The organism is Rosenbergiella metrosideri, assembly GCF_022602565.1.
In the GTDB taxonomy this organism is placed as follows: domain Bacteria; phylum Pseudomonadota; class Gammaproteobacteria; order Enterobacterales; family Enterobacteriaceae; genus Rosenbergiella; species Rosenbergiella metrosideri.
Genome location: NZ_JALBCV010000001.1, coordinates 390,290 through 413,568 on the forward strand (window position 1 = coordinate 390,290; position 23,279 = coordinate 413,568).

Here is a 23,279-nt window from a genome sequence, read left to right on the forward strand (position 1 = left end):
GCTGACTGCCCTATATTGCTTAACACTGGCTGAGAAACATCTCCACCCATGCGGGTAACGTCTCGGAGGCTGGGCCATAGTGACCTTCAATAAATTCCTCTTTCGACGCAGTCGGCTCAAGATTAAATTCGATCGTTTCCGCACCCTGAATTTTCGCTTCATGCACAAATCCGGCAGCGGGATAGACTTGGCCCGATGTCCCCACCGCGATAAAAATGTCACACTCGGCAATCGCCTGATAAATCCTTTCCATCTGCAGCGGCATCTCCCCGAACCAGACAACATGCGGTCGTAACGGCGCTGGAAATTGGCAACAGGTACAGCGATCGGTCGGTTGCAGATCATCCAGCCAGGTGATGACTTGCTGGCTTTGAGTACACCGTACTTTAAGTAACTCACCATGCATATGGGTAATATTCGCACTGCTCGCCCGTTCGTGCAGATTATCAATATTCTGCGTAACCACCAGCAAGTTATCTCCCAACAAGATACCCAGTTTCGCTAACGCACGGTGCGCGTTGTTGGGCATGATTTTAGCCGACTGCAACTGGCGGCGGCGCTCATTATAGAAGTTATGCACTTGTTGCGGATCACGGTGATAGCCCTCTGGCGTGGCAATATCTTCTATTGCATGATTCTCCCATAAGCCATCGGCAGCACGAAATGTCGCAATACCTGATTCGGCGGAGATCCCGGCCCCGGTCAGTACCACCACTTTCGGCAGAGGTTTGGAGACGAGTTTCGCTATGCGTGCATCTTCGAAATAAGATTGTCGAAAACGTTGGCGCATTTTTCGCTTGTTCTTTTTAAAACGGGCGACGCGAATGCGACGACGGTTGCTGGTACGCATGAGAACTCCTGCAGAACACGTTAAACATGGTGCTCGCCACCCAGCGAGCCCCTCATAAATTATTGCCCGCTTAATACCCGCGCAGGCTCAATACGGCTTGCCCGACGAGCGGGATACCAACTGGCCAGTAAACTCAGTAACAACGCACAACACAGCACGATCACAACGTCGCGCCAATGCAGTACTGAGGGCAGAAAATCGATAAAATAGATATCGCCGGAGAGAAAGTGATGCCCGGTCAACGATTCAATGCCTTTAATCAGCCGTGTCAGGTTCAGAGCGCCGAGTACCCCCAGCACAACGCCAATCAGGCTCCCGGTGATCCCTGCCAGCAATCCATACCAGATGAATATGGCACGAATCAGCCGATCTTTTGCGCCCAACGTACGCAGTACGGCAATATCGCTGCTTTTATCTTTTACCGCCATCACCAACGTCGATACAATATTAAAGCAGGCCACCCCAATCACCAAGATCATGGCTAAATACATGATGGCGCGGATCATCTGAATATCGCGATACATATATCCGAAATCAGAAGTCCAGTTACGGATATAGACATAACCATGAGTGGCTTCACCAGCGGCACGAACGACGGCGGGTGCTTGAAAGGGATCACGCATTTTCAACGCAATACCGGTTACCGACTGCCCCATATCCAAATAGTGTTGCGCATCGGCTAACGGGACCAAGGCTAGACTATGATCGAGCATCCCGCTTAACTGTAGGATGCCACTCACCTGCAGTCGAATACGCTTAGGTTCTAACAGTTTATTCTGCTGATCGTTGTTGGGGATCAGCACCGTAAGCCAATCACCGGTCTTAAGGCCGAGACTCTTCGCAATTCCGCCGCCAATAATAATTTGCTGCTGACCGGCATGAAACGATGACCAAGCATTGTTTTGCACGAATTGTGGCAGGCTACTTAGTCGTGTCTCTTGCTGAGGATCCACCCCTTTCACTTGGATAGCCTGTAACTTTTGAGCGCTTTCAATTAATCCGGTAAAGGTAATAAATGGCGCGGCCGCCGCTACGCCCTTCACCTGCTCAATCGGTTCAAGTAAGGATTGCCACTGCTGGAAAGGTTGATGCACGGGAATAATTTCGCCGTGAGGCACGACATCCAAAATGCGTTTGTTCAATTCACGCTCGAAGCCATTCATTGCACTCAAGCCGATAATCAGCACCGCGACCCCCAGCGCAATACCGGCGGTCGAGAGGACTGAAATCAAGGAGACCATGCCCCCCCGACGACGCCCACGGCTAAAGCGGAGTGCCAGTAAGAAAGAGAGAGAGCCTCGCATCAACTCACCCCTTGTAAGACCGGCTGAGCATGTAAGACACCATCACGCATTTCCATCTGGCGGTCTAATCGCTTAGCGAGGGCGAGATCATGGGTCACCACCAGGAATGCGGTCCCTTGACTTTGATTTAACTCCCCCAGCAAGGCGAAAATCGCATCGGCATTACGCGCATCAAGGTTCCCGGTCGGTTCATCGGCCATCACCAGACTCGGCTTATTCACTAACGCGCGCGCGATTGCCACACGTTGGCGTTCCCCACCCGATAACTCGGATGGACGGTGTTTCCCGCGTGGACTGAGACCTACCGCTTTTAACATCTCATCGGCACGATGGGACGCCTCTTGCGCAGAAAAACCGCCGATTAACAGTGGCATTGCCACATTTTCCAAGGCAGTAAAATCTGGCAGTAAATGGTGAAATTGGTAAATAAAGCCAAGCTGTCGGTTGCGTAAATCAGCCTTCGCTGAGGCACTTAGCGTATTAAGGGATTGTCCCTTAAAGAGCACCTCGCCAGAGGTAGGTTGGTCTAGGCCACCCAATAAATGCAGTAACGTACTCTTCCCCGACCCAGAGCTACCGATAATCGAAACCAGTTCCCGCTCGGCAATACTAAAACTGACTTGCTTCAACACTTCGGTGCTGACTGCGCCCTCACGATACGTTTTACATAACGCTGAACACTGTAATAAAGGAGTATTATTCATAACGTAAGGCCTCAGCGGGTTGAACGGTGGCAGCGCGCCACGATGGATAAAGGGTTGCCAATAAGGCCAAGATCATCGCACAGAGAGTGATCATCACCACTTGGCTGATATGAATATCAACCGGCAGTGCCGCACCCTCTAGCAGTAAGCCGATAACCGGTAACAAATTATTCAATTGACTGGCCAGCAGGCAGCCCAATAACGCGCCACATAAGGAACCGATGATCCCGGCGCTAGCGCCCTGAACCATAAATACCGTCATAATCTGCCGACGCGTTAAGCCTTGAGTTTGCAATATCGCCACTTCACCCTGCTTCTCCATAATCAACAATCCCAGGGAGGTAATGATATTAAAGGCTGCCACTGCCACGATCAGGCTCAGTAACAGCCCCATCATATTTTTTTCCATGCGAACGGCTTGGAACAGATCGCCTTTACGCTCCCGCCAATCTTTCCAGACCGATTTTTCAGGCAGTGCATGCTGATCAATTTCATCCACGGCTAAGGGATGGTCAAGCCACAATCGCCATCCTGTAATCTGTCCTGCTGGATAAAGCATGATACGAGAAGCATCTTGTTGATTGACCAGAATTTGGTAACTATCAACTTCGCTGTTGGCCGCGTAGATCCCAGCGACGGTAAAAAGACGCTGACTCGGCATCCGTCCCATCGGCGTAAATTGACTCACTGAAGGCACCATTAGCCGCAGCTTATCGCCGGGTTGTACGCCGAGCTGATTGGCCAATTGTGCACCGAGAATCACTTGATAGCTTCCCGCTGCCGGGATATGACGAAGACCTTGCTCGATATAAGACAGTAATGGGTCCTGCTCCCCCGGTGCGAGGCCAAGCATCACCCCCACCGACACATTGTGCGCGCTTTGTAGCACGACGTCGGCGGTCGTTAGGGGCGCTACACGGTTTACACCGGCGAGCTTGAGAGAGGAGGCAGGAAAGTGTTGTGGATCGATATGCCCAGCCGGTTGAGACACCACGGCCTGCGGCATTAATCCAAGAATATTACCTTCCAGTTCCCGTTCGAAGCCATTCATCACCGACAGTACCGTGACCAATGCTAACACCCCTAAGGTAATACCAATCGCTGAGAGCCAAGAAATAAACCGCCCGAATCGATCAGTTGCACGGCCACGCATGTAACGTAGACCAATAAATAAAGCGACAGGTTGATACATGTAGTCCATCCCGGACGGTAAAAAAAGTTATGGGAATGATAATGGAGGTATCGTCTTTATGAAACCTTTACCGGGGTGATCATCAAGGTAAACTTTCGGAAAAACGCTTAGTTGTATAAAAATACGCCAAACGCATCCCCTTATCGATGAAAGCGAATACCGCTTCGCAGTGCAGAGTGCTACTTTAAAGAGAGAGAAAAACGCGGCGCATCACGTTTCTGTCCTCCTGGCAGCAACGTTAATGCATCAATAAAATGAGATAATCTAAGTTTATGACGGATATCCAGCAATATTCGCTGCCAAGTAAGGCAGGCGATGTGCGGCAATTAGGTGAACTGGTTGGCTCTGCCTTTGCCATTGAGGCGGCTCGCATCGCAGAACAGCATGATGGCTTGGTGGTATTGATCGCCAGTGATATGCAAAATGCACTGCAGTTAACCAGTGAAATCGGCCAATTCACCACCCTAAATGTGAATACCTTGCCTGATTGGGAAACGCTTCCTTACGATAGCTTCTCCCCCCACCAAGATATTATTTCAAGCCGTTTATCCATGCTCTATCAGCTGCCATTGATGGAGAAAGGATTATTGATCCTGCCGGTCAATACGCTGATGCAGCGTGTCTGCCCGCACAGCTTCCTACATAGCCACGCCTTAGTGATGCAGCGCGGGGATAAACTCTCTCGCGACACCTTGATTCGGCAACTCGACCAAGCGGGCTATCGCCACGTGGAACAAGTAATGGTCCACGGTGAATATGCGACCCGTGGTGCGCTGCTTGATCTCTTCCCAATGGGCAGTGAAGCGCCTTATCGCTTGGATTTCCTCGATGATGAGATCGACAGCCTACGCTCGTTCGATGCCGATACGCAACGTACGCTTAACGAAGTCGATGCCATTAGCCTGCTACCTGCGCATGAATTCCCGACGGACAAAACGTCCATCGAGCGCTTTCGTACCCAGTGGCGTGAACAATTTGATGTGCTACGTGAATCGGAACATCTCTATCAGCAAGTCTCTCGCGGCACCTTACCCGCAGGGATAGAGTATTGGCAGCCTCTATTTTTTGATGAGCCATTACCGCCGCTCTTCAGTTATTTCCCGAAACAAACGCTGTTGGTAAATACCGGTGACTTAGCGGGCAGCAGTGAGCGTTTTTGGCAAGACACCGGCAACCGTTATGAGAATCGTCGCGTTGACCCAATGCGGCCTCTAGTCGAACCGGCTGCCCTTTGGTTAGCGCCCGATGTTTTATTTGCCGAATTAAAACGCTGGCCGCGTATTCAACTATTATCGCAAGCGCTGCCTAAAAAAGCCGCTAATACTAACTTAGGTTACACTGATTTACCGGCGCTTCATCAGCCAGATAATCAACAGAATCCACTCGATCCCTTGCGCACCCTGTTAGAAGCACACCGCGAGGATCGCGTCATCTTCTCTGTAGAGAGTCAGGGTCGCCGCGAGCGTCTACAGGAGATGTTGGCACGTATTAAGTTACGCCCGACCTCTATCAGCCAGTTCACCCATGCACAGCAAGCGGGCGCCTACTTGATGGTCGGTGCTGCGGAAAAAGGATTTATTGCCGCGCCACAGCATCTCATCTTTATCTGTGAAAATGACCTATTAGGTGAGCGCGTGGTGCGCCGTCGTCAGGACACCCGCCGGGCGATTAACCCAGATGTATTGATTCGCAACCTAGCCGAATTGCATCCCGGACAACCGGTGGTCCACCTTGACCATGGTGTCGGGCGCTATGTCGGCATGACCACCTTAGAGACCGGTGGTGTCACCGCTGAATACTTGGTGTTGAATTATGCCAATGAGGCAAAGCTCTATATCCCTATCTCGTCGCTGCATCTTATCAGTCGTTATGCGGGTGGGGCCGATGAGAATGCGCCGCTGCATAAACTGGGCAGTGATGCGTGGAACCGAGCGCGTCAGAAAGCGGCGGAGAAAGTGCGTGATGTCGCGGCAGAGTTACTGGATATTTACGCACAGCGCGCGGCAAAAACTGGTTTTGCCTTCACTCAGAACCGTGAGCATTATCAGCAATTCTGCGAATCATTCCCCTATGACACGACACCCGACCAAAAACAAGCCATCAGCGCGGTGATCAGCGATATGTGCCAACCGCTGGCCATGGACCGCTTAGTCTGTGGCGATGTCGGTTTCGGTAAAACCGAAGTCGCGATGCGTGCCGCCTTTCTCGCAGTTGAAAATAATAAGCAAGTTGCCGTACTGGTCCCGACCACCTTATTGGCACAGCAACATTACGATAATTTCCGTGATCGTTTCGCCGACTGGCCGGTACGCGTCGAGATGTTATCTCGCTTTCGTAGCGCGAAAGAACAAAGCCAAGTGCTGCAAGATGCGGCCGACGGTAAGGTCGATATCCTAATCGGTACCCATAAGTTACTGATGAGCGATCTGCAGTGGTCCGACCTTGGGCTACTGATTGTCGATGAGGAGCATCGCTTTGGCGTTCGCCATAAAGAACGCATTAAAGCGATGCGCGCGGATGTCGATATCCTCACCTTAACCGCCACCCCAATTCCTCGCACCTTGAATATGGCAATGAGCGGTATGCGTGATCTCTCTATCATCGCTACGCCCCCTGCCCGACGTCTGGCGGTTAAAACCTTTGTCCGTGAGTACGATGCCTTAACGGTGCGTGAAGCCATTCTGCGTGAAATATTGCGTGGCGGCCAAGTCTATTATCTCTATAACGATGTCGAAAACATCAACAAAGCGGCAGAGAAATTATCCGAGTTGGTGCCCGAGGCGCGAATCGGTATTGGACACGGGCAGATGCGGGAGCGTGAGCTGGAAAAAGTGATGAACGATTTCCACCATCAACGTTTCAATGTGCTGGTCTGTACCACCATTATCGAGACAGGTATCGATATTCCTACTGCGAACACCATTATTATTGAGCGGGCCGATCACTTCGGTTTGGCACAGCTCCACCAATTACGGGGTCGCGTTGGCCGTTCGCACCATCAAGCTTATGCTTGGTTATTAACGCCTCATCCTAAAGCGATGACCACTGATGCCCGTAAACGCTTAGAAGCTATCGCTTCGCTGGAGGATTTAGGAGCTGGATTCGCGTTGGCCACCCATGATTTAGAGATCCGTGGTGCCGGTGAGTTACTGGGGGATGACCAGAGCGGCCAGATGGAAACGCTCGGTTTCACACTCTATATGGAGCTGCTGGAAAATGCCGTAGAGTCACTCAAAGCGGGGAAAGAACCGTCGCTAGAAGACCTGTCACACCGCCATACCGATGTCGAGTTACGGATGCCAGCGTTGATTCCTGATGAGTTTATCTCTGATATCAATACCCGCCTATCGCTCTATAAACGTATTGCCAGTGCCAGCGAATCGGCAGAATTGAACGATATTAAGGTCGAGATGATCGACCGTTTCGGGCTATTGCCGGATCCAACACGTAATCTCTTGATGCAAACGGAGATCCGTCTTCATGCTGAATCATTAGGTATTGCGAAGATTGAGGCCGGAGAGAAAGGCGGTTATATCGAGTTTGCCGAACACAATAATGTCGATCCAGGCTGGCTGATTGGGTTACTGCAACAAGACCCAAAACAGTGGAAGCTGGAAGGGCCGGTTAAACTGCGCTTTACCCGTGACTTAACTGAACGTCAACTACGGATTGATTGGTTATTGGAGTTGTTAGCGCAGATGGATAAACATCGCGTGAAGGCTCAGTAAATCGTCTTACAGCCACCCAAGGGTGGCTGTTTACGTTTAACTCTTCTGAACGGTGGGTTCGCTCAGTTTCAGATTCCCTTGCGCGTCCAGCGGGATCACCGAACCGGGTTTATGATCCATCATAACCGTGCCTTGTTTATCCCCGACCTTATAGGTCACTTTGTACTCTTTAGTGCGTTGCTCCTGGGTGTATTGCGTCGAGCAACGACGATGAGAAGTCTGATAGGTATCGCTATTTTGTAGGCTTTGCTGCGCTTGATTCCCCGCATAACCTCCTGCCAGTGCGCCAGCGACGGTTGCAATATCCCGTCCATGTCCGCCTCCGAACTGGTGACCTAACACCCCTCCTGCTACGGCACCTAATACCGAACCGGTAATACGGTTTTCATCTTGTACCGCTCGACGATGGACCACATTCACGTTATGGCAGACTTCGTGTGGCGTTTTAACCGTTTCGGTCTGCGGCTGTACAGCAATGACTTCAGCAAATTGTGGCGGTTGTTGCGTGAAATGACTGCCTGCAACGGCGGCAACCCCTAGCGCGGCTAATACGCCGATACCCACACCGGCAACTAATGATTTATTCATATTCTCTCCTGCAATGTATTCTGGTTAATGGATACAGGGTTAACACTTTGCTTACGCAATCACTGCGCTGAGTGTGTCAAAGCAATCTAGTATCAGCTATCGGAATTATGGAGAAAATTAGGATAAGATTCTGCTTAAAATTGTGCGTCGCTATTTTATCTGCCAATAGCGAGGGGTGAGCGGAGAAAGCCTGAAAAAAAAGGCCGCTTTCGCGGCCCCTAACTTTAGTGCAATTTTAATTTTGGTCGAATAACTTTATTGATACTACCTGAAAGCATCATCAGTCCGGTACGGAAGTAGCCATGCAGGGCAACTTGGTGCATACGATACAGTGACAGATAAACTAACCGGGCAATACGTCCCTCCACCATCATCGAACCGTGCATAAGGTTACCCATCAAACTGCCGACCGTACTGAAACGCGACAGCGACACTAATGACCCATGGTCTTTATATTTATACGCCGTTTGTGGCTTATCTTTACGCGCCGCTAAAATATTTTTCAGGACTTGTGACGCCATTTGGTGAGCCGATTGCGCACGCGGTGGCACGAAGCCGCCTTCGGGTAGCGCGCAGCTAGCACAGTCACCAATCGCATAGATATTCTCATCACGCGTGGTCTGTAACGTCGGCTGAACCACCAGCTGGTTAATACGGTTAGTTTCTAAGCCCGCGATCTCTTTCATAAAATCTGGTGCTTTAATCCCTGCGGCCCACACCATCAGATCTGCCGCAATAAAGCTACCGTCTTTGGTATTTAAGCCATCCTGTTGCGCACTGGTGACCATGGTACCTGTTTTGACTTGGACCCCTAATTTTGTCAATTCCTGATGCGCCGCCGCCGAAATACGGGTCGGTAAGGCGGGTAGAATACGTTCACCCGCTTCCACCAACGTGACATTTAGCGCTTCACGGCCTAAAGTTTTATAGCCGTAGCTGTTCAACTGTTTGACGGCGTTATACAACTCGGCGGACAACTCCACGCCCGTCGCACCACCGCCGACAATCGCGATATTCACCGGCTTATCGTTTTGTTGCGCAGACGAGTGTTTCAGGAACTGATTCAGCATTTCATTACGGAAGCGATGCGCTTGCTGAGGGTTATCTAGATAAATGCAGTGATCTTTGACGCCCTGTGTACCGAAGTCATTCGAGGTACTGCCTAGTGCCATCACTAAAGTGTCGTAGCCAATGCTACGTGACTCCACTAATACATTGCCCTGTGCATCGTGGATAGGGGCCAGTTCGAGTTGCTGGGTCTCGCGGACAATATTCACCAGACTCCCTAATTGAAACTGGAAATGGTGATGGTGTGCATGAGCCATATAACTCAACGCATCTATCCCTTCATCCATCGATCCGGTAGCAATTTCATGTAATAACGGTTTCCATAGATGCGTCGGGTTGCGGTCAATCAGCGTGATCTCTGCTTCGCCTTTACGTCCCAGCTTATGTCCGAGTTGCGTAGCAAGTTCCAATCCCCCTGCACCGCCACCTACTATTACAATTTTTTGTTTCGTCGTAGTCACATGACCCCCAAAGATTAACCTTACCTAGTTAAATTAATGTTAAGAATAAACTTAATTAACATAGGGTTATAAAGTAAAATCGTTCACTGATTTCAGCATAGCACGCTCAGATTATTCAGCGTAATAAATTTGATCTCAATCAAGTCGATTGGCACAGATGCATAAATTAAGTTGTTTGATAGGATAAAAAAACGTGGTGGGCGTCATAAATGGGGGCCATGCTGCCCCCTTTTAACGATTACTTGTCGCGTGGCATCTGTTTTGCTTCTAACCAGCGCTGCTGAAAGGTCGCCAATTGTTGATGATTCATTACCCAACGGCGATGCTGTTGTCGTGTTTTCCATTCGAAGCGGCCATGATGGTAAAGGCGTTCAAGGCCAGCAGCTTGAGAAACCGGCAACTGGTCCAAAATACTGATCACGCCCGGACGATGGTTGCAGACGAGGATCGCATCACACCCGGCATTAAGCGATTGTTTTGCACGTTCGGGATAGCTCCCCATCACGGCAGCACCTTCCATATGTAGATCGTCAGAGAAAATTACGCCTTTAAAGCCCAGTTCGTTGCGCAGAACCTCTTTCAGCCAATAAGGTGAACCACTGGCAGGACGATCATCAATGGTCGGATAAATCACGTGTGCAGGCATCATCGCATCAAGCTGATGCTGCTCGATAAAGTGGCGAAAGATCGCCATATCTTTCTGGCGGATTTCATTGGCTTCACGCAAATCGATAGGCGTTTCTTTATGAGAATCCGCGACAACCGCACCATGTCCTGGAAAATGTTTACCAGTGGTTTTCATGCCTGCACTGTGCATGCCTTCCATAAAGGCTGCTGCCACAGGTAAAACTTTTTCTTGCTGATCGCTAAAGGCCCGATCACCAATGGCTAAGCTAATGTGGCCAAGATCTAATACCGGGGCAAAACTGAGGTCAATATCCATTGCCGTCATCTCACTGGCCATCTGCCAGCCCGTCTCGCGAGCGACCTGAATCGCCTCATCGACAGTCGCGCTGAGCGCAAGGAAAGATTGCATCGCCGGGAGTTGCGTAAACCCTTCACGAAAACGTTGCACTCGCCCCCCCTCTTGGTCCACCGCGACCACCAGGCGTGTATGTGAGGCTTCACGGATCTGTTGAACGAGATGCGCCAATTGCTCAGGGTCGTGGTAGTTGCGCGCAAACAGGATCACCCCCCCGGTTAATGGGTGTTGCAGTAATTCGCGCTCTTCCGCATCAAGCTCATATTGCTCGACGTCCAACATTAGGGGGCCAGGGGTACTTGTCATGTTTTGTCCTATCGTACTCAATTCAAGAAGGTAAAAGGTATCGCCAGCTCTCTGCCGCTTGCTTTGTCATCGCGGCACATTGGGTTTGTTCGGCCCGCAATTGGAACCAACTGGCTTGTAACAGTAACAACCAGGGTCGCCAGCGTTTGACCTGCGACCGTAAATGCGTGCTCTCCAGCGCAAAGGCATGGGCATAAGCCTCTATCCATGCCTCATAGTGATCGGCATTCTGTAAACACAGGGTGGCGAGTTCCAGCGCAATATCGCCATCCGCGCTGTACTCCCAATCGATTAATCTCAAGCCTTTATCGCTCTGAATGATATTCCCCGGATGGAGGTCCATATGGAGGGGAACGAGACGAAGTGGCTGTGGCTCGCCAAGGCGTTGCAATCGTTTTAATTCCCGTAACCAACGGGGATGACGCTGCCGACAAAGTTGCCAATAGCGCTGCAGTAACGACCATAGCGGCAAACGATAGCCGAATAATGGTTGCTGATGCAGACGGATAATCAGTTGCAATAGCTCAGGATTCTGCGCAGTAAACCGCTCTTCCGCCAGTGGTTCACCCTTAATCCATTCCACCGTCAGACGTCCTGACTGAAAGCCTTTAGGCCTTGGAGCAAGTTGGCTAGGACGGAGCTGACGAAGAATTCGACCTTCACGCTGTCGATTCACAAAAGGGAGCGGTTGTGTGGGTGTAAAGCGGTAGACGTCATTTTGGCTGTCTAGGTCACGCCAGCTATTGCCAGAAAGCCCCGGCAATAGCTGGTAATGAACGTTAGTAATTGGCTTTGCCACTGCCTGTCCAGATAATTTCGCCTGTGTTCACTAACATTAACTGCATTTGTACGCGCGCCGCTTTTACATCGCCGCGAGTTGTGGTGTACAGGACGTATTGCGCATTCAGATTACGCGCAAGACCGATCGCTTTACCGCGAGAGTTCAAGCTATCGTTCGGTGAAATACCTAAGGTCTTCTTCGCTTGCGCCAGCTGCTCAGCTGTCACTAAGCTAAAAGAGGACCCGGATAAGGCTTGATTCAGTGCACTATTAGCGTTATCGCTTTGAATCGAACCATTGGTGCTGTTTTTAATACGGTCAACTAATAACACGCTACCGGAGGCAATCCCTTTAGTACTCACCATTTTGCTTACCAAAGGTTGTACCGTTGCAGGCCAATCGATCGAAGTCAGCTTAGGGGCTTCCGGTACAGGTTGCGGTTGCGTCACCGGTGGCGGGTTCTGTACCGGCGGCGTGTTCTGCCCAGACTTAGTCGTTAAGGGGGGCTGGGTGCTGCCATTACCTTGTTCTACTGGAGCCGGTTTTTGCGATTGATTCAAGACACAACCACTGAGTAAACAAGCGAAGAGTAGTGAGCTGCTATATTTTAAGTATTTAGTCACGGTAATGCCCTCAGAGAGAAATATAGATACGAACCTGACGCGCATTCACGCTGCCAGAGGAAGAAAGGAGTTCGGTCGAACTGTGCGCAGGAACACGCATGAATTGCCGCTTCGTATCGTGTGGGATATCCAATCCTTGTTCATCATACCAAAAATAGTGGTAATGAATGGTGACGGGAACATCACGGTCGTTATAAACGCGCGTGGTTGCCGCGGGCGCTTGATCGCCGTTAATCACCGGCGCATCGGCAGTAATGCCTGCGGAAAGTACCTCAGACCCCATTACCAACGGCTGTGAAATAGTAATGGCGGGCGGTTTACTGCTACAGCCGACCATTCCGATGACAGAGAGAGCTAACACACAAAAAAAGCGCATGGTTCGACTCCGATTGATTAGCGTGTCAGCATCGGTCCGAGGGGTTTTCCACCTACCAGATGCATATGGATATGATAGACCTCTTGGCCGCCATGTTGATTACAATTGATAATCAGACGGTAACCATCTTGTGCAATACCCTCTTCTCTCGCTAGCTTAGCCGCTACCGTCATCATGCGTCCTAACGCGAGTTCATGTTCCGTCTTAACATCGTTAACGGTGGGAATAAGAATGTTAGGGATAATTAAGATATGACTCGGCGCTTGCGGGGAGATATCACGAAACGCCGTCACTAATTCGTCTTGATACAATTTTTGTGCGGGAATTTCGTCGCGAATAATCTTACTGAAAATCGTCTCTTCTGCCATGGTCAATCATTCCTTTAGGTCATCTCGCCGCAACGCAGCGAGTTATATTACAATAGCGTTAAGCGCTCAGGGGCAATATTAAATAATTTAGCAAAGTTTTCCGTAGTTTGCTCAGCGACTTGCTCAATACTGAGACCTTTGACCACCGCCAAATATTCGGCAACATCACGGGTATACGCCGGTTGATTCGCTTTACCACGATACGGCACCGGGGCTAAGTAGGGAGAGTCTGTCTCAACTAAGATTCTATCCATCGGCACATAACGCGCGGCTTCACGGATCTGCTCCGCGTTCTTGAAGGTTAAAATCCCGGAAAAAGAGATATACATCCCCAAGTCTAACACTCTTTTTGCCGTCTCACGGTCTTCGGTGAAACAGTGCAGCACGCCACCACAGCGATCGACATGATTTTCTGCCAATAAGTTGATCGTATCTTCGCGCGCATCACGGGTGTGCACAATTACGGGCTTGTTAAGCTGACAGGCTACGTGTAGATGGTCACGAAACGCTTGTTGCTGAATCGCCCACAGCTCTGGCGTCTTATGGTAGAAATAATCCAGCCCGGTTTCTCCTAAGGCCACCACGTTCGGATCACTCGCATAAGCATGAAGGCGCTCGATATCCCAATCATCGTCAAGATTGAGAGGATGAACACCGCAGGAGAGCACGATCTGTGAGTGGTCAGCAGTAAGCTGTTGTAAGGCAGGAAAGGCGCTAAGCGTGGTGGAGACCGCCAACATAAACTGGACGTCACGCGCCTGAGCGTTACCGATCACTTCAGCCAGGTTCTGATGTTCTTTCTTGTAATCTAAGCCATCAACATGGCAGTGCGAATCCACTAAAAACATAATTCTCTCTATCACTTAATATTAATTATCTAACAGCGTTTCCCACGCCACTAACAGGTCGCTAATCACTAACTCGGTGTTGACTTGCGGGGTTTGCGTCAATAATGCATAGCAGTCACGACACCGCACAATCATCTGCTGCAAGCGATGTTCATCCATGAGCGTCGTTAAATAGTGACTGGCCTCATACCCGTCGACATGCGTTAACCATGCCTGACTGCCACGCTGTAATTTTAGCGCATCGAGCAAAAAAGCCATCAGCCAATAGATTTTTTCACTACTCGGCTCATCGACTAACAGGGGAAGCAACTGCATCGGTTGTCGCGGCAACGCATTGCGTAACGCTTGCGCTAATTGACTTCGCTTTTGCCAACGCGGGGCGTTTAGTAACGTAAGCGCTTGTGCCGGTGCCCCGCCGCTTAAGCGTAGCGCCGTTAATAATGTTTGCTCAGGTAATTGGCTTTCACGCGCTAGCCAAGCTAATCCTTGCGACTCTTCGGGAGCACGAAGAGGGGTTACCACACAGCGACTACGTAGGGTCGCAGGCAATTGACTTAAGTGTGGCGTGGTGAATAAAAACCAACAGTTTGCTGGCGGCTCTTCGACCGTTTTAAGTAAGGCGTTAACCGCCGACTCGGACAACCGCTGGGCCCCATCAATCCATACCACCCGCGCCCCCCCTTGCTGCGGCGAATGCCACACTTTCTCGCAGGCTTCACGGATCACATCAATACCAATAATCTGTTTACCTTTTTCGGCAGCGATCGGATACCAGTCAGGATGGTTATTCGCCAACATAAGCTGGCAACCGTGGCAGTGACCACAGGCTTTATGTCCTTGAGGCGTTTCACATAATAACCAGCGTGCAACGCCCCATACCAAGGCTTCCGCACCCATGCCTTCATGAGCATGCACTATCTGTGCAGGATAGGCCTGTTGCGTCTGATGCTGTCCAATCAGCTGCTTATAATAGGGCGTTAACCACGGAAACCACTGCATTACTGCTGTTCCTTAAGCCAGCGGCGCAAAGTATCTTGTACCGCTTGCTGTACTTGCTGCTGGGGCTGTGTGGCATCAATCGTCAAGATGCTGCTATCACTCGCCGCGAGCGCCCTGTAACGCTGATGAGCACGATGAAAGAAAGCTAATGACTCTTGCTCAATGCGATCCAGCTGCCCTCGCGCACGGGCACGAGATAGGCCGATTTCCGGGGTGACATCAAGATACAACGTCATATCTGGGGCGAAATCGCCTAAGACCGACTGTTTGATCGTCTGCATCATCACGGTATCAAGCCCCCGCCCACCGCCTTGATAGGCTTGTGAGGAGAGATCATGGCGATCCCCTACCACCCAAGCGCCTCGTGCTAAGGCTGGTTTGATAACGGTCTCGACCAGTTGTACTCGTGCCGCATAGAGTAACAGCAGTTCGGCATTGGCGGTAATGCTTTCCCCTTCGATCCCCTCTTTGACTATCTGCCGTAAGGCTTCGGCTAGCGGTGTACCGCCGGGTTCGCGGGTAAAGACAATATCGGTAATGCCGTGCGCGTGTAATTCGCTCACGACTTTATCGCGAACAGTGGTTTTCCCTGCGCCTTCTAAACCTTCAATCACAATGAATTTACTTTTCACTGGTTTTACGCTCATTTTCAACTTTGCGCCACGCTTTGACGGCTTGATTATGATTGGCGAGGGTCGAGGTGAAGGTGTGCCCTCCCTGACCATTCGCAACAAAATAGAGTAAATCACTTTTTTCTGGATGCGCGGCGGCTTCCAGCGAAGCGCGGCTGGGGATAGCAATCGGCCCAGGGGGTAATCCCGGAATAACATAGGTGTTGTAAGCGGTTGGCTTTTCTAAATCACTGCGCGTTAAAACCCCGTTATAGGCACTGCCCAAACCATAGATCACCGTCGGATCAGTCTGCAGGCGCATCCCTTTGCGCAGACGATTGACAAACACCGAGGCCACTTTACTGCGTTCCGCCGATACCGCGGTCTCTTTTTCAATAATAGAGGCCATGGTCACCAGTTGGTTGAGATCTTGATAAGGCAGACCGGCCTCACGTTGTTGCCAGACGGACTGTTGAAGTTTCACCATGCGCTGGCGTGCCTGTTTCAACAAGCTGAGATCGGATCGTTTCGCGGTATAGTAGTAAGTGTCAGGGTAGAAGCCTCCCTCTAACTCGGAAGCTTGAATTCCCAGCGCTTTCGCCACAGTGGTTAACTGGTCATCGGCAAGTTGATGAGTGATCCACGGCGCATTACGTAACGTCTTTAACCACTCTTCAATTCGTTGACCTTCGACGAAACGGACGGGGAATTGCGCTTCTTTGCCGCTGGCTAATAGGGCCAGAAGTTGACGTACCGTCATTCCCGGCGTTAAACGATAGGTACCGGCTTTAAATTTCGATAACTGCGGTTCGACCTTCAATAACCAACCAAACCATGGGCCACGCGGCACAATGTGTTGAGATTCGAGTTGTTGCTCTAACACTAGGCGCCCCGACCCGGCGGGCAAGGTATAAATCGTTTCTTGCTGGATTAATAACGGATGCGCAGCAAAGCGCTTGACCTGCCAGAGGCCAGCGGTTGCCAAGATCACACACAAAATAACTAAGCCTAATAGGCCCTTACTTTTTTTCTGCATAACTTAACTCGCAGTAAATCCTAATTTAATCAGTGTTGCCATCGCCTCACCGGGTTGATATTGCCACTGGTCAATACGGATGACGGGAAGCACGGGCATTAACGCATTACAGATAATGACTTCGTCAGCCTGTTCAAGCGCGGTCGGCGCTTGTCTGACGTGGCTGCAATGGTACCCTTCCGCCTGCAAGGCTTCAATCACTAAGCCTTTCATTATTCCTTCAACGCCACTGTGGGTCAGCGCTGGGGTGTAAAGCTGTCGGCCTTTACGCCACAGAATATTCGCGGCACAACATTCCACCACATTACCTTGAGAATCGAGTACCAAGGCCTCTTGCGCGGCTTGGCGGTCAAGATGCTGCTTGATTAACACCTGCTCTAAACGATTAAGATGTTTGATCCCAGCTAGATAAGGATTCATCCCTAAAGCTATTGGGCTAGTGATGAGGGAGACGCCATGCTGTTGCCACGCAGCATAATGCGAGGGATAAGGTGCTAAAGTCAGAATACGTTGCGTCGCTGTACAGCCTTCAGCACTGTAGCCCCTTCCCCCGCTGCCACGGGTCAAGAGGATCTTCAGCACCCCTAAGTCACTTTGCGATGCCAATGCAGTAATTTCTTGCGTTAACTCATGCCACGCATCAAACGCAATACCCAAGCGCTGGCTATCACGCGCCAATCGCGCCAGATGGTGTGCTAAGTGACGTACCTGACCTGCAACCACCTGTGCTGTGGTAAAACAGCCATCACCGAATTGTAATCCACGATCGAGACTAGAGAGTTGGGATGTGTTAACGCCATTGATTAGCTGCATACAATAGGCCCTAGCGTTGGCAAAAAAAAAGCCCGTCAGACGGGCTTTTTGATGGAGTCAGCATTTAGATCTTACGGAAGATCAATGAACCATTTGTTCCACCGAACCCAAATGAGTTACAAAGTGAATACTCAAGGCCAGAAACCTGACGTGCAGTGTGCGGAACGAAATCGAGATCACAGCCCACATCTGGATTATCCAGATTCAAAGTAGGCGGGATCGCTTGATCACGTAAAGCCAGAATAGAGTAGATCGATTCGACAGCTCCTGCTGCACCCAGCAGATGTCCAGTCATCGATTTTGTCGAACTGACCAACACGTTAGTATCTTGACCAAATACTGATTTAACGGCTTGGCACTCGGCTAAATCACCCGCTGGGGTTGAAGTGCCGTGCGCATTCACATAGCCAATCTGATCAGCGTTCAGTTGTGCATCATTCAACGCATTACGCATTGCTTGTGCTGCCCCTTCCCCATTTTCGGGTGGGGAAGTCATGTGATAGGCATCGCTACTCATCCCAAAACCGACCAATTCAGCATAAATTTTTGCGCCACGGGCTTTCGCGTGTTCGTACTCTTCGAGCACCAACACGCCTGCCCCATCGCCCAACACGAAACCATCACGATCTTTGTCCCAAGGACGACTCGCCGCCTGAGGATTATCGTTGTGTGTTGAGAGCGCACGGGCCGCGCCGAAACCGCCGACACCAAGAGGAGTACTCCCCTTTTCTGCTCCACCGGCTAACATCACGTCAGCATCGTTGTAAGCAATCATACGTGCTGCATGACCAATATTATGAACACCGGACGTACACGCCGTCGCAATGCAGATGCTAGGACCTTTCAGACCGTACATGATGGTGAGATGACCTGCCACCATATTGACGATAGTACTAGGGACAAAGAATGGACTGATTTTACGCGGTCCACCTTTAGTCAAGGCTGCATGGTTCTCTTCAATCAGACCAAGTCCACCAATGCCCGAACCAATGGCGGCACCAATACGGTGGGCATTTTGTTCGGTAACGGTAATTCCAGAGTCTTGCAATGCTTGAACACCCGCCACAATACCGTATTGGATAAACATATCCATTTTACGTTGTTCTTTACGCGAGATGATCTCATCACAATTAAAATCTTTTACTGTTCCTGCGAAACGCGTTGCATAAGAACTAGTATCAAAATGGTCAATCAGGTTGATGCCGCTCTGACCGGCTAGGAGAGAATTCCAGGTAGACTCTACTGTATTGCCGACAGGAGACAACATGCCAAGACCGGTCACAACTACACGACGCTTAGACACGTTCGTCCTCCAGGGAGGGGTATAATTATTCTTCGTGGGACGGAATAAATTTCAGGCGGTCGAGTGACCGCCTGAAGGTGTTCATTAGCCCTGATGGCTATTGATGTAGTCGATCGCTGCCTGTACGGTAGTGATTTTCTCAGCTTCTTCGTCTGGAATCTCAGTATCAAACTCTTCTTCCAGAGCCATTACCAGCTCAACGGTGTCAAGAGAATCAGCACCCAGGTCTTCTACGAAAGAAGCAGAGTTGATCACTTCATCTTCTTTAACACCCAGCTGCTCAGCAATGATTTTCTTAACGCGTTGTTCGATATCGCTCATACTATTTAATTTCCTATCAAAACTCGCTAATGCGACGGTTTTCGTAGTTTATAAAATGTTTAAAAAGATGCAACTACTTCCCTGCTTTTCTGACGACAAATTAGTATTTTTTGTACAATAAATCGCAAAAATAATAATTTGAAGCAGATCAGACCATGTACATCCCGCCATTAACGTGCAAAGTTTCACCAGTGATGTAACTTGCTTCGTCAGAGGCTAAGAAGGCCACAGCGTTAGCAATTTCCTGAGGCTCCCCTAAACGGGCAGCAGGAACTTCTGCCAAAATACCAGATCGTTGCTCTTCATTCAGTGCTCGCGTCATGTCGGTTTCGATGAAACCAGGAGCCACAACGTTCACAGTAATACCACGTGACGCAACTTCTCGCGCCAGTGATTTGCTAAAGCCAATTAAACCCGCCTTTGCAGCAGCGTAGTTTGCTTGGCCCGCATTACCCATTGTTCCGACAACCGAACCAATGGTAATGATTCTTCCCATGCGCTTTTTCATCATGGCACGTAAGACGGCCTTAGATAGTCTAAAAACAGAAGTGAGGTTCGTGTCAAGAATATCCTGCCACTCATCATCCTTCATGCGCATTAATAGGTTATCACGAGTTACCCCTGCATTATTAACTAAAATATCAATTTCGCCAAATTCTGCACGGATTTGTTGTAATACTGCATCGATAGATGCCGCATCAGTCACATTGAGAACCAATCCTTTGCCCTTATCCCCAAGGTAGGCGCTGATTGCTTCAGCACCATTGTCGCTGGTCGCCGTACCGATAACTGTTGCGCCACCGGCGACTAATTTCTCAGCAATAGAACGACCAATTCCACGACTAGCACCCGTAACGAGGGCGATCTTACCATTGAAGTTCATGTTTTTCCTCTTATTCTTTAATCAATGCTGCGCTGAATGCAGCTGGATCGTTAATCGCTGACGATGTTAACGTATCAACAATTCTTTTTGTCAGCCCAGTCAGGACTTTACCTGGCCCTACTTCCACGAGCTGTGTCACGCCTTGTGCGGCGATGTATTGCACGCTTTCGGTCCAACGTACTGGACTGTACAGTTGGCGCACTAATGCCTCACGAATTGCTTCTGCATCCGCTTCACATTTTACATCAACATTGTTGACCACAGAAATTTTAGGCTCGCTGAAAGTGATCTCCCGCAAAGCAACCGCTAATTTATCTGCAGCAGGCTTCATAAGCGCGCAGTGGGACGGGACACTTACCGGCAGCGGCAAGGCTCTTTTCGCACCAGCCGCTTTACAAGCTGCACCTGCACGCTCCACCGCCTCTTTGTTGCCCGCGATAACCACTTGGCCTGGGGAGTTAAAGTTAACAGGGGAAACAACTTGCCCTTGAGCACTCTCTTCGCAGGCTTGACGAATGGCAGCATCGTCAAGGCCAATAATCGCTTGCATCGCACCTGTACCTTCTGGCACAGCTTCTTGCATCAATTTGCCACGCAGTTCCACTAAACGGATCGCGTCAGCAAAGCTAATTACGCCCGCGCAGACCAACGCCGAGTATTCCCCTAAGCTGTGTCCAGCCAACAACGCAGGCTGTGCGCCGCCCTGTTGTTGCCATAAGCGGAATAATGCGACAGAGGCCGCCAGTAACGCTGGCTGAGTTTGCCAGGTTTTATTCAGCTCCTCAGCGGGACCTTGCTGAACCAGTTGCCAGAGGTCGTAGCCTAGAGCTTCTGAGGCTTGCGCATAAGTGGCTTCAATAATCGGCTGCTCAGCGGCTAATTCCGCCAGCATACCCACTGTCTGTGAACCTTGACCGGGAAAAACAAAAGCAAACTGTGTCATAAAAAATACCTGTCAATCAAAAACGAACGAGGGCAGAGCCCCAAGTGAAACCACCACCAAAGGCTTCTAATAAAATCAGTTGCCCCCGTTGAATTCGCCCATCGCGCACTGCTTCGTCGAGTGCGGTCGGAACAGAGGCCGCAGAGGTATTCCCATGACGGTCAAGGGTGACAACGACTTTATCCATTCCCATATGGAGCTTTTTAGCAGTAGCGCTGATAATACGTAGGTTGGCTTGGTGAGGCACTAACCAATCAAGCTCTGAACGATCAATGCCATTCGCTTCCAATGTTTCTTCGACAATGTGAGCGAGTTCAGTCACTGCAACCTTAAACACCTCATTACCCGCCATCGTTAAAAACGACGGTTGATCTTGATGTGCACGGTCTTGGTAACCGAGTGTCAGGAGTTTGCCATAACTGCCATCAGCGTGCAGATGGGTTGAGATAATCCCTTCACTTTCACTCTGTCCAAGTAACACTGCGCCAGCCCCATCACCGAACAAAATCACAGTACCCCGATCGGTCGGATCGAGCGTTCGGGTTAACGCATCTGAACCAATGACCAGCGCGTATTTGACTGCGCCATTCTTGATATATTGGTCTGCGACACTCAGTGCATAGGTGAATCCGGCACAGGCGGCGGCTAAGTCAAAGGCAGGACAGTCGGCGATCGCTAACAGTTGTTGGATCATACAGGCTGAACTTGGAAAAGCATGGCTTGATGAGGTGGTCGCGACGATAATTAATCCGATATCATCTTTATCGACACCTGCCATCTCGATGGCTTTTTGCGCAGCATGGAAACCCATCGTTGCCACATTTTCATCGGGACCTGCAACGCGACGTTCACGGATGCCAGTACGAGTGACAATCCATTCGTCGGTCGTCTCTACCATTTTTTCTAAATCTGCATTGGTGCGGATTTGTTCAGGTAGATAGCTACCCGTACCCATAATTTTGCTAAACATTTATGTTCTGTCACTCCTGGCTACTACAGTGGCTAATTGGCGGGCGACTCGCTGCGAGAGTTGCCGCTGCACCGTCAATATCGACTGCTCAATTGCCGCTAAAAAAGCTTGCTGATTCGCTGCCCCATGGCTCTTAATGACCACGCCCGACAACCCTAATAAAAATGCACCATTATACTTGTCTGGATCAATCTTACTGGTATTTGGTGAAAGCAGTGTTCGGATAAGTCGCCGCCAGATTGACTGGCCACGCCCTGCACGTTGAAGAAAATATCTGACTGCGCCTTCTAACGTCTTCAATGCCACATTGCCACTGAATCCATCACAGACCAAGACATCCGCTTGACCTATTAGTAATTCACTTCCTTCTAAGAAGCCAGTATAACGGATCCCGCTCTGTTGCCGTAATAATTTCGCGGCTTGACGGATAGATTCTTTCCCTTTGCTCTCTTCTTGACCAACATTGAGTAATGCGACCCGTGGCTCAGAGATGGCTAACATTTGTTGGGCAACGACTGTGCCCATCAACGCAAACTGTACTAACATTTCGCTGTCTGCTTCGACATTGGCACCAATATCTAGGATGACAGTCTGCCCATTTAACGCATTGGGTAACAGGGTCATTAAGGCTGGACGACGGATTTGTGGCAGAGGTTTGAGCAGTAATAATGCAATCCCCATCAGCGCGCCGGTATCTCCCGCACTGAGGCAAGCCTGCGCCTTCTGCTCTTTGACTAACTCGAGCGCGAGCCGCATGGAGCTATTTTTACTTTGGCGGATAGCCGATGAGGGTTTGACATCACTGGTGATAACAGACTCGGCGGCAATACAATGCAAACGTTCGAGCACAGAAGAATCTGCTTTAACAAGTAATGGCTGGAGTATGTCGGGGAGCCCGACGAGATAAATCTCTAAGAAGGGGTAGATGCCCAGTGCCTGCAGAACTGCAGGCACTGTCACGTGGGGACCGAAGTCCCCGCCCATGGCATCAACAGCCAGGGTCACACGTGTCAAAGTAATACCTAGCTTCGCGGCCAGAATTACTTAGCAATTACCTTGCGACCACGGTAGTAACCGTCAGCAGTCACATGGTGACGCAGATGCGTTTCGCCAGAAACTTTATCTACGGACAGAGCAGACGTAGTCAGTGCATCGTGTGAACGGCGCATGCCACGCTTGGAACGGGTTGGTTTATTCTGTTGTACGGCCATGGACCTTACTC

Annotated in this window: 24 protein-coding genes; 1 reads left to right on the forward strand and 23 read right to left on the reverse strand. The window is 50.2% G+C overall.

The window, feature by feature from the left end:
- Positions 1 to 19: 19 nt before the first annotated feature.
- Genes cobB through lolC form a run of 4 tightly spaced genes read right to left on the reverse strand, consistent with a single transcriptional unit; the run spans position 20 to position 4,050 of the window.
- Positions 20 to 850, reverse strand: a complete 831-nt coding sequence (gene cobB, locus MKR94_RS01960; RefSeq protein ID WP_241645207.1) for a Sir2 family NAD+-dependent deacetylase — start codon at positions 848 to 850, stop codon at positions 20 to 22.
- A gap of 59 nt (positions 851 to 909) precedes the next feature.
- Positions 910 to 2,154: a lipoprotein-releasing ABC transporter permease subunit LolE gene (gene lolE / locus MKR94_RS01965; RefSeq protein WP_241645208.1), complete on the reverse strand. Its 1,245-nt coding sequence runs from the start codon at positions 2,152 to 2,154 to the stop codon at positions 910 to 912.
- Positions 2,154 to 2,858 carry a lipoprotein-releasing ABC transporter ATP-binding protein LolD gene (gene lolD / locus MKR94_RS01970; protein WP_241645209.1) on the reverse strand — a complete coding sequence of 235 codons (705 nt, stop codon included), beginning with the start codon at positions 2,856 to 2,858 and terminating at the stop codon, positions 2,154 to 2,156. The genes lolE and lolD overlap by 1 nt, the downstream gene beginning before the upstream one ends.
- Complete coding sequence (gene lolC / locus MKR94_RS01975) at positions 2,851 to 4,050, reverse strand: lipoprotein-releasing ABC transporter permease subunit LolC (RefSeq protein WP_241645210.1); 1,200 nt, start codon at positions 4,048 to 4,050, stop codon at positions 2,851 to 2,853. Before lolC ends, lolD begins: the two co-directional genes overlap by 8 nt.
- A gap of 272 nt (positions 4,051 to 4,322) precedes the next feature.
- Here lolC and mfd point away from each other — a divergent pair, with 272 nt between their 5' ends.
- Complete coding sequence (gene mfd, locus MKR94_RS01980; RefSeq protein ID WP_241645211.1) at positions 4,323 to 7,778, forward strand: transcription-repair coupling factor; 3,456 nt, start codon at positions 4,323 to 4,325, stop codon at positions 7,776 to 7,778.
- Between the two features lie 36 nt (positions 7,779 to 7,814).
- Here the strand turns inward: mfd and MKR94_RS01985 are convergent, their stop codons facing one another.
- The 19 genes from MKR94_RS01985 to rpmF form a co-directional block, all read right to left on the reverse strand.
- Complete coding sequence (locus MKR94_RS01985; protein ID WP_241645212.1) at positions 7,815 to 8,366, reverse strand: glycine zipper 2TM domain-containing protein; 552 nt, start codon at positions 8,364 to 8,366, stop codon at positions 7,815 to 7,817.
- A gap of 224 nt (positions 8,367 to 8,590) precedes the next feature.
- On the reverse strand, positions 8,591 to 9,895 hold the full coding sequence (locus MKR94_RS01990; RefSeq protein ID WP_241645213.1) for an NAD(P)/FAD-dependent oxidoreductase: 1,305 nt from the start codon (positions 9,893 to 9,895) through the stop codon (positions 8,591 to 8,593).
- A 238-nt stretch (positions 9,896 to 10,133) separates the two neighbouring features.
- On the reverse strand, positions 10,134 to 11,159 hold the full coding sequence (gene nagZ, locus MKR94_RS01995) for a beta-N-acetylhexosaminidase (RefSeq protein WP_422047490.1): 1,026 nt from the start codon (positions 11,157 to 11,159) through the stop codon (positions 10,134 to 10,136).
- 46 nt (positions 11,160 to 11,205) lie between these two features.
- Positions 11,206 to 11,982 (reverse strand): thiamine kinase, encoded by a 777-nt coding sequence (thiK, locus tag MKR94_RS02000; RefSeq protein ID WP_241645215.1) that lies wholly within the window; start codon positions 11,980 to 11,982, stop codon positions 11,206 to 11,208.
- Positions 11,963 to 12,586: a penicillin-binding protein activator LpoB gene (gene lpoB / locus MKR94_RS02005; RefSeq protein WP_241645216.1), complete on the reverse strand. Its 624-nt coding sequence runs from the start codon at positions 12,584 to 12,586 to the stop codon at positions 11,963 to 11,965. Before lpoB ends, thiK begins: the two co-directional genes overlap by 20 nt.
- Before the next feature lie 10 nt (positions 12,587 to 12,596).
- Positions 12,597 to 12,962 carry a YcfL family putative periplasmic lipoprotein gene (locus MKR94_RS02010; protein ID WP_241645217.1) on the reverse strand — a complete coding sequence of 122 codons (366 nt, stop codon included), beginning with the start codon at positions 12,960 to 12,962 and terminating at the stop codon, positions 12,597 to 12,599.
- A 17-nt stretch (positions 12,963 to 12,979) separates the two neighbouring features.
- On the reverse strand, positions 12,980 to 13,330 hold the full coding sequence (gene hinT, locus MKR94_RS02015; protein ID WP_241645218.1) for a purine nucleoside phosphoramidase: 351 nt from the start codon (positions 13,328 to 13,330) through the stop codon (positions 12,980 to 12,982).
- A gap of 47 nt (positions 13,331 to 13,377) precedes the next feature.
- Positions 13,378 to 14,178: a YchF/TatD family DNA exonuclease gene (locus MKR94_RS02020; RefSeq protein ID WP_241645219.1), complete on the reverse strand. Its 801-nt coding sequence runs from the start codon at positions 14,176 to 14,178 to the stop codon at positions 13,378 to 13,380.
- A gap of 21 nt (positions 14,179 to 14,199) precedes the next feature.
- Positions 14,200 to 15,177 (reverse strand): DNA polymerase III subunit delta' C-terminal domain-containing protein, encoded by a 978-nt coding sequence (locus tag MKR94_RS02025; RefSeq protein WP_241645220.1) that lies wholly within the window; start codon positions 15,175 to 15,177, stop codon positions 14,200 to 14,202.
- The gene (gene tmk / locus MKR94_RS02030) at positions 15,177 to 15,809 is read right to left on the reverse strand and encodes a dTMP kinase (RefSeq protein WP_241645221.1); all 633 of its coding nucleotides are present in this window, start codon (positions 15,807 to 15,809) and stop codon (positions 15,177 to 15,179) included. Before tmk ends, MKR94_RS02025 begins: the two co-directional genes overlap by 1 nt.
- Positions 15,799 to 16,824 carry an endolytic transglycosylase MltG gene (gene mltG, locus MKR94_RS02035; protein ID WP_241645222.1) on the reverse strand — a complete coding sequence of 342 codons (1,026 nt, stop codon included), beginning with the start codon at positions 16,822 to 16,824 and terminating at the stop codon, positions 15,799 to 15,801. The genes tmk and mltG overlap by 11 nt, the downstream gene beginning before the upstream one ends.
- Positions 16,825 to 16,827: 3 nt before the next feature.
- Entirely contained in the window at positions 16,828 to 17,637 is an 810-nt protein-coding gene (gene pabC / locus MKR94_RS02040) for an aminodeoxychorismate lyase (protein WP_241645223.1), read from the reverse strand.
- Positions 17,638 to 17,701: 64 nt separating this feature from the next.
- A complete protein-coding gene (fabF, locus tag MKR94_RS02045) occupies positions 17,702 to 18,940 on the reverse strand; it encodes a beta-ketoacyl-ACP synthase II (protein ID WP_241645224.1) in 1,239 nt (412 codons plus the stop codon).
- Positions 18,941 to 19,024: 84 nt separating this feature from the next.
- Complete coding sequence (gene acpP / locus MKR94_RS02050) at positions 19,025 to 19,261, reverse strand: acyl carrier protein (protein WP_028685983.1); 237 nt, start codon at positions 19,259 to 19,261, stop codon at positions 19,025 to 19,027.
- 148 nt (positions 19,262 to 19,409) lie between these two features.
- Positions 19,410 to 20,144: a 3-oxoacyl-ACP reductase FabG gene (fabG, locus tag MKR94_RS02055; protein WP_062812019.1), complete on the reverse strand. Its 735-nt coding sequence runs from the start codon at positions 20,142 to 20,144 to the stop codon at positions 19,410 to 19,412.
- 10 nt (positions 20,145 to 20,154) lie between these two features.
- Positions 20,155 to 21,087: an ACP S-malonyltransferase gene (fabD, locus tag MKR94_RS02060; RefSeq protein ID WP_241645225.1), complete on the reverse strand. Its 933-nt coding sequence runs from the start codon at positions 21,085 to 21,087 to the stop codon at positions 20,155 to 20,157.
- A gap of 16 nt (positions 21,088 to 21,103) precedes the next feature.
- The gene (locus tag MKR94_RS02065) at positions 21,104 to 22,057 is read right to left on the reverse strand and encodes a beta-ketoacyl-ACP synthase III (protein ID WP_241645226.1); all 954 of its coding nucleotides are present in this window, start codon (positions 22,055 to 22,057) and stop codon (positions 21,104 to 21,106) included.
- On the reverse strand, positions 22,058 to 23,071 hold the full coding sequence (plsX, locus tag MKR94_RS02070; protein ID WP_241645227.1) for a phosphate acyltransferase PlsX: 1,014 nt from the start codon (positions 23,069 to 23,071) through the stop codon (positions 22,058 to 22,060).
- A 26-nt stretch (positions 23,072 to 23,097) separates the two neighbouring features.
- Entirely contained in the window at positions 23,098 to 23,268 is a 171-nt protein-coding gene (rpmF, locus tag MKR94_RS02075; RefSeq protein ID WP_048911991.1) for a 50S ribosomal protein L32, read from the reverse strand.
- Positions 23,269 to 23,279: the final 11 nt, after the last annotated feature.

Excerpts from the sequence above, each read along its gene's own strand:
- cobB (WP_241645207.1), bottom strand. The coding sequence starts at position 850 with ATGCGTACCAGCAACCGTCGTCGCATTCGCGTCGCCCGTTTTAAAAAG.
- lolE (WP_241645208.1), bottom strand. The coding sequence starts at position 2,154 with ATGCGAGGCTCTCTCTCTTTCTTACTGGCACTCCGCTTTAGCCGTGGG.
- lolD (WP_241645209.1), bottom strand. The coding sequence starts at position 2,858 with ATGAATAATACTCCTTTATTACAGTGTTCAGCGTTATGTAAAACGTAT.
- lolC (WP_241645210.1), bottom strand. The coding sequence starts at position 4,050 with ATGTATCAACCTGTCGCTTTATTTATTGGTCTACGTTACATGCGTGGC.
- mfd (WP_241645211.1), top strand. The coding sequence starts at position 4,323 with ATGACGGATATCCAGCAATATTCGCTGCCAAGTAAGGCAGGCGATGTG.
- MKR94_RS01985 (WP_241645212.1), bottom strand. The coding sequence starts at position 8,366 with ATGAATAAATCATTAGTTGCCGGTGTGGGTATCGGCGTATTAGCCGCG.
- nagZ (WP_422047490.1), bottom strand. The coding sequence starts at position 11,159 with ATGTTGGACGTCGAGCAATATGAGCTTGATGCGGAAGAGCGCGAATTA.
- MKR94_RS02010 (WP_241645217.1), bottom strand. The coding sequence starts at position 12,962 with ATGCGCTTTTTTTGTGTGTTAGCTCTCTCTGTCATCGGAATGGTCGGC.
- hinT (WP_241645218.1), bottom strand. The coding sequence starts at position 13,330 with ATGGCAGAAGAGACGATTTTCAGTAAGATTATTCGCGACGAAATTCCC.
- MKR94_RS02020 (WP_241645219.1), bottom strand. The coding sequence starts at position 14,178 with ATGTTTTTAGTGGATTCGCACTGCCATGTTGATGGCTTAGATTACAAG.
- MKR94_RS02025 (WP_241645220.1), bottom strand. The coding sequence starts at position 15,177 with ATGCAGTGGTTTCCGTGGTTAACGCCCTATTATAAGCAGCTGATTGGA.
- mltG (WP_241645222.1), bottom strand. The coding sequence starts at position 16,824 with ATGCAGAAAAAAAGTAAGGGCCTATTAGGCTTAGTTATTTTGTGTGTG.
- pabC (WP_241645223.1), bottom strand. The coding sequence starts at position 17,637 with ATGCAGCTAATCAATGGCGTTAACACATCCCAACTCTCTAGTCTCGAT.
- acpP (WP_028685983.1), bottom strand. The coding sequence starts at position 19,261 with ATGAGCGATATCGAACAACGCGTTAAGAAAATCATTGCTGAGCAGCTG.
- fabG (WP_062812019.1), bottom strand. The coding sequence starts at position 20,144 with ATGAACTTCAATGGTAAGATCGCCCTCGTTACGGGTGCTAGTCGTGGA.
- fabD (WP_241645225.1), bottom strand. The coding sequence starts at position 21,087 with ATGACACAGTTTGCTTTTGTTTTTCCCGGTCAAGGTTCACAGACAGTG.
- MKR94_RS02065 (WP_241645226.1), bottom strand. The coding sequence starts at position 22,057 with ATGTTTAGCAAAATTATGGGTACGGGTAGCTATCTACCTGAACAAATC.
- rpmF (WP_048911991.1), bottom strand. The coding sequence starts at position 23,268 with ATGGCCGTACAACAGAATAAACCAACCCGTTCCAAGCGTGGCATGCGC.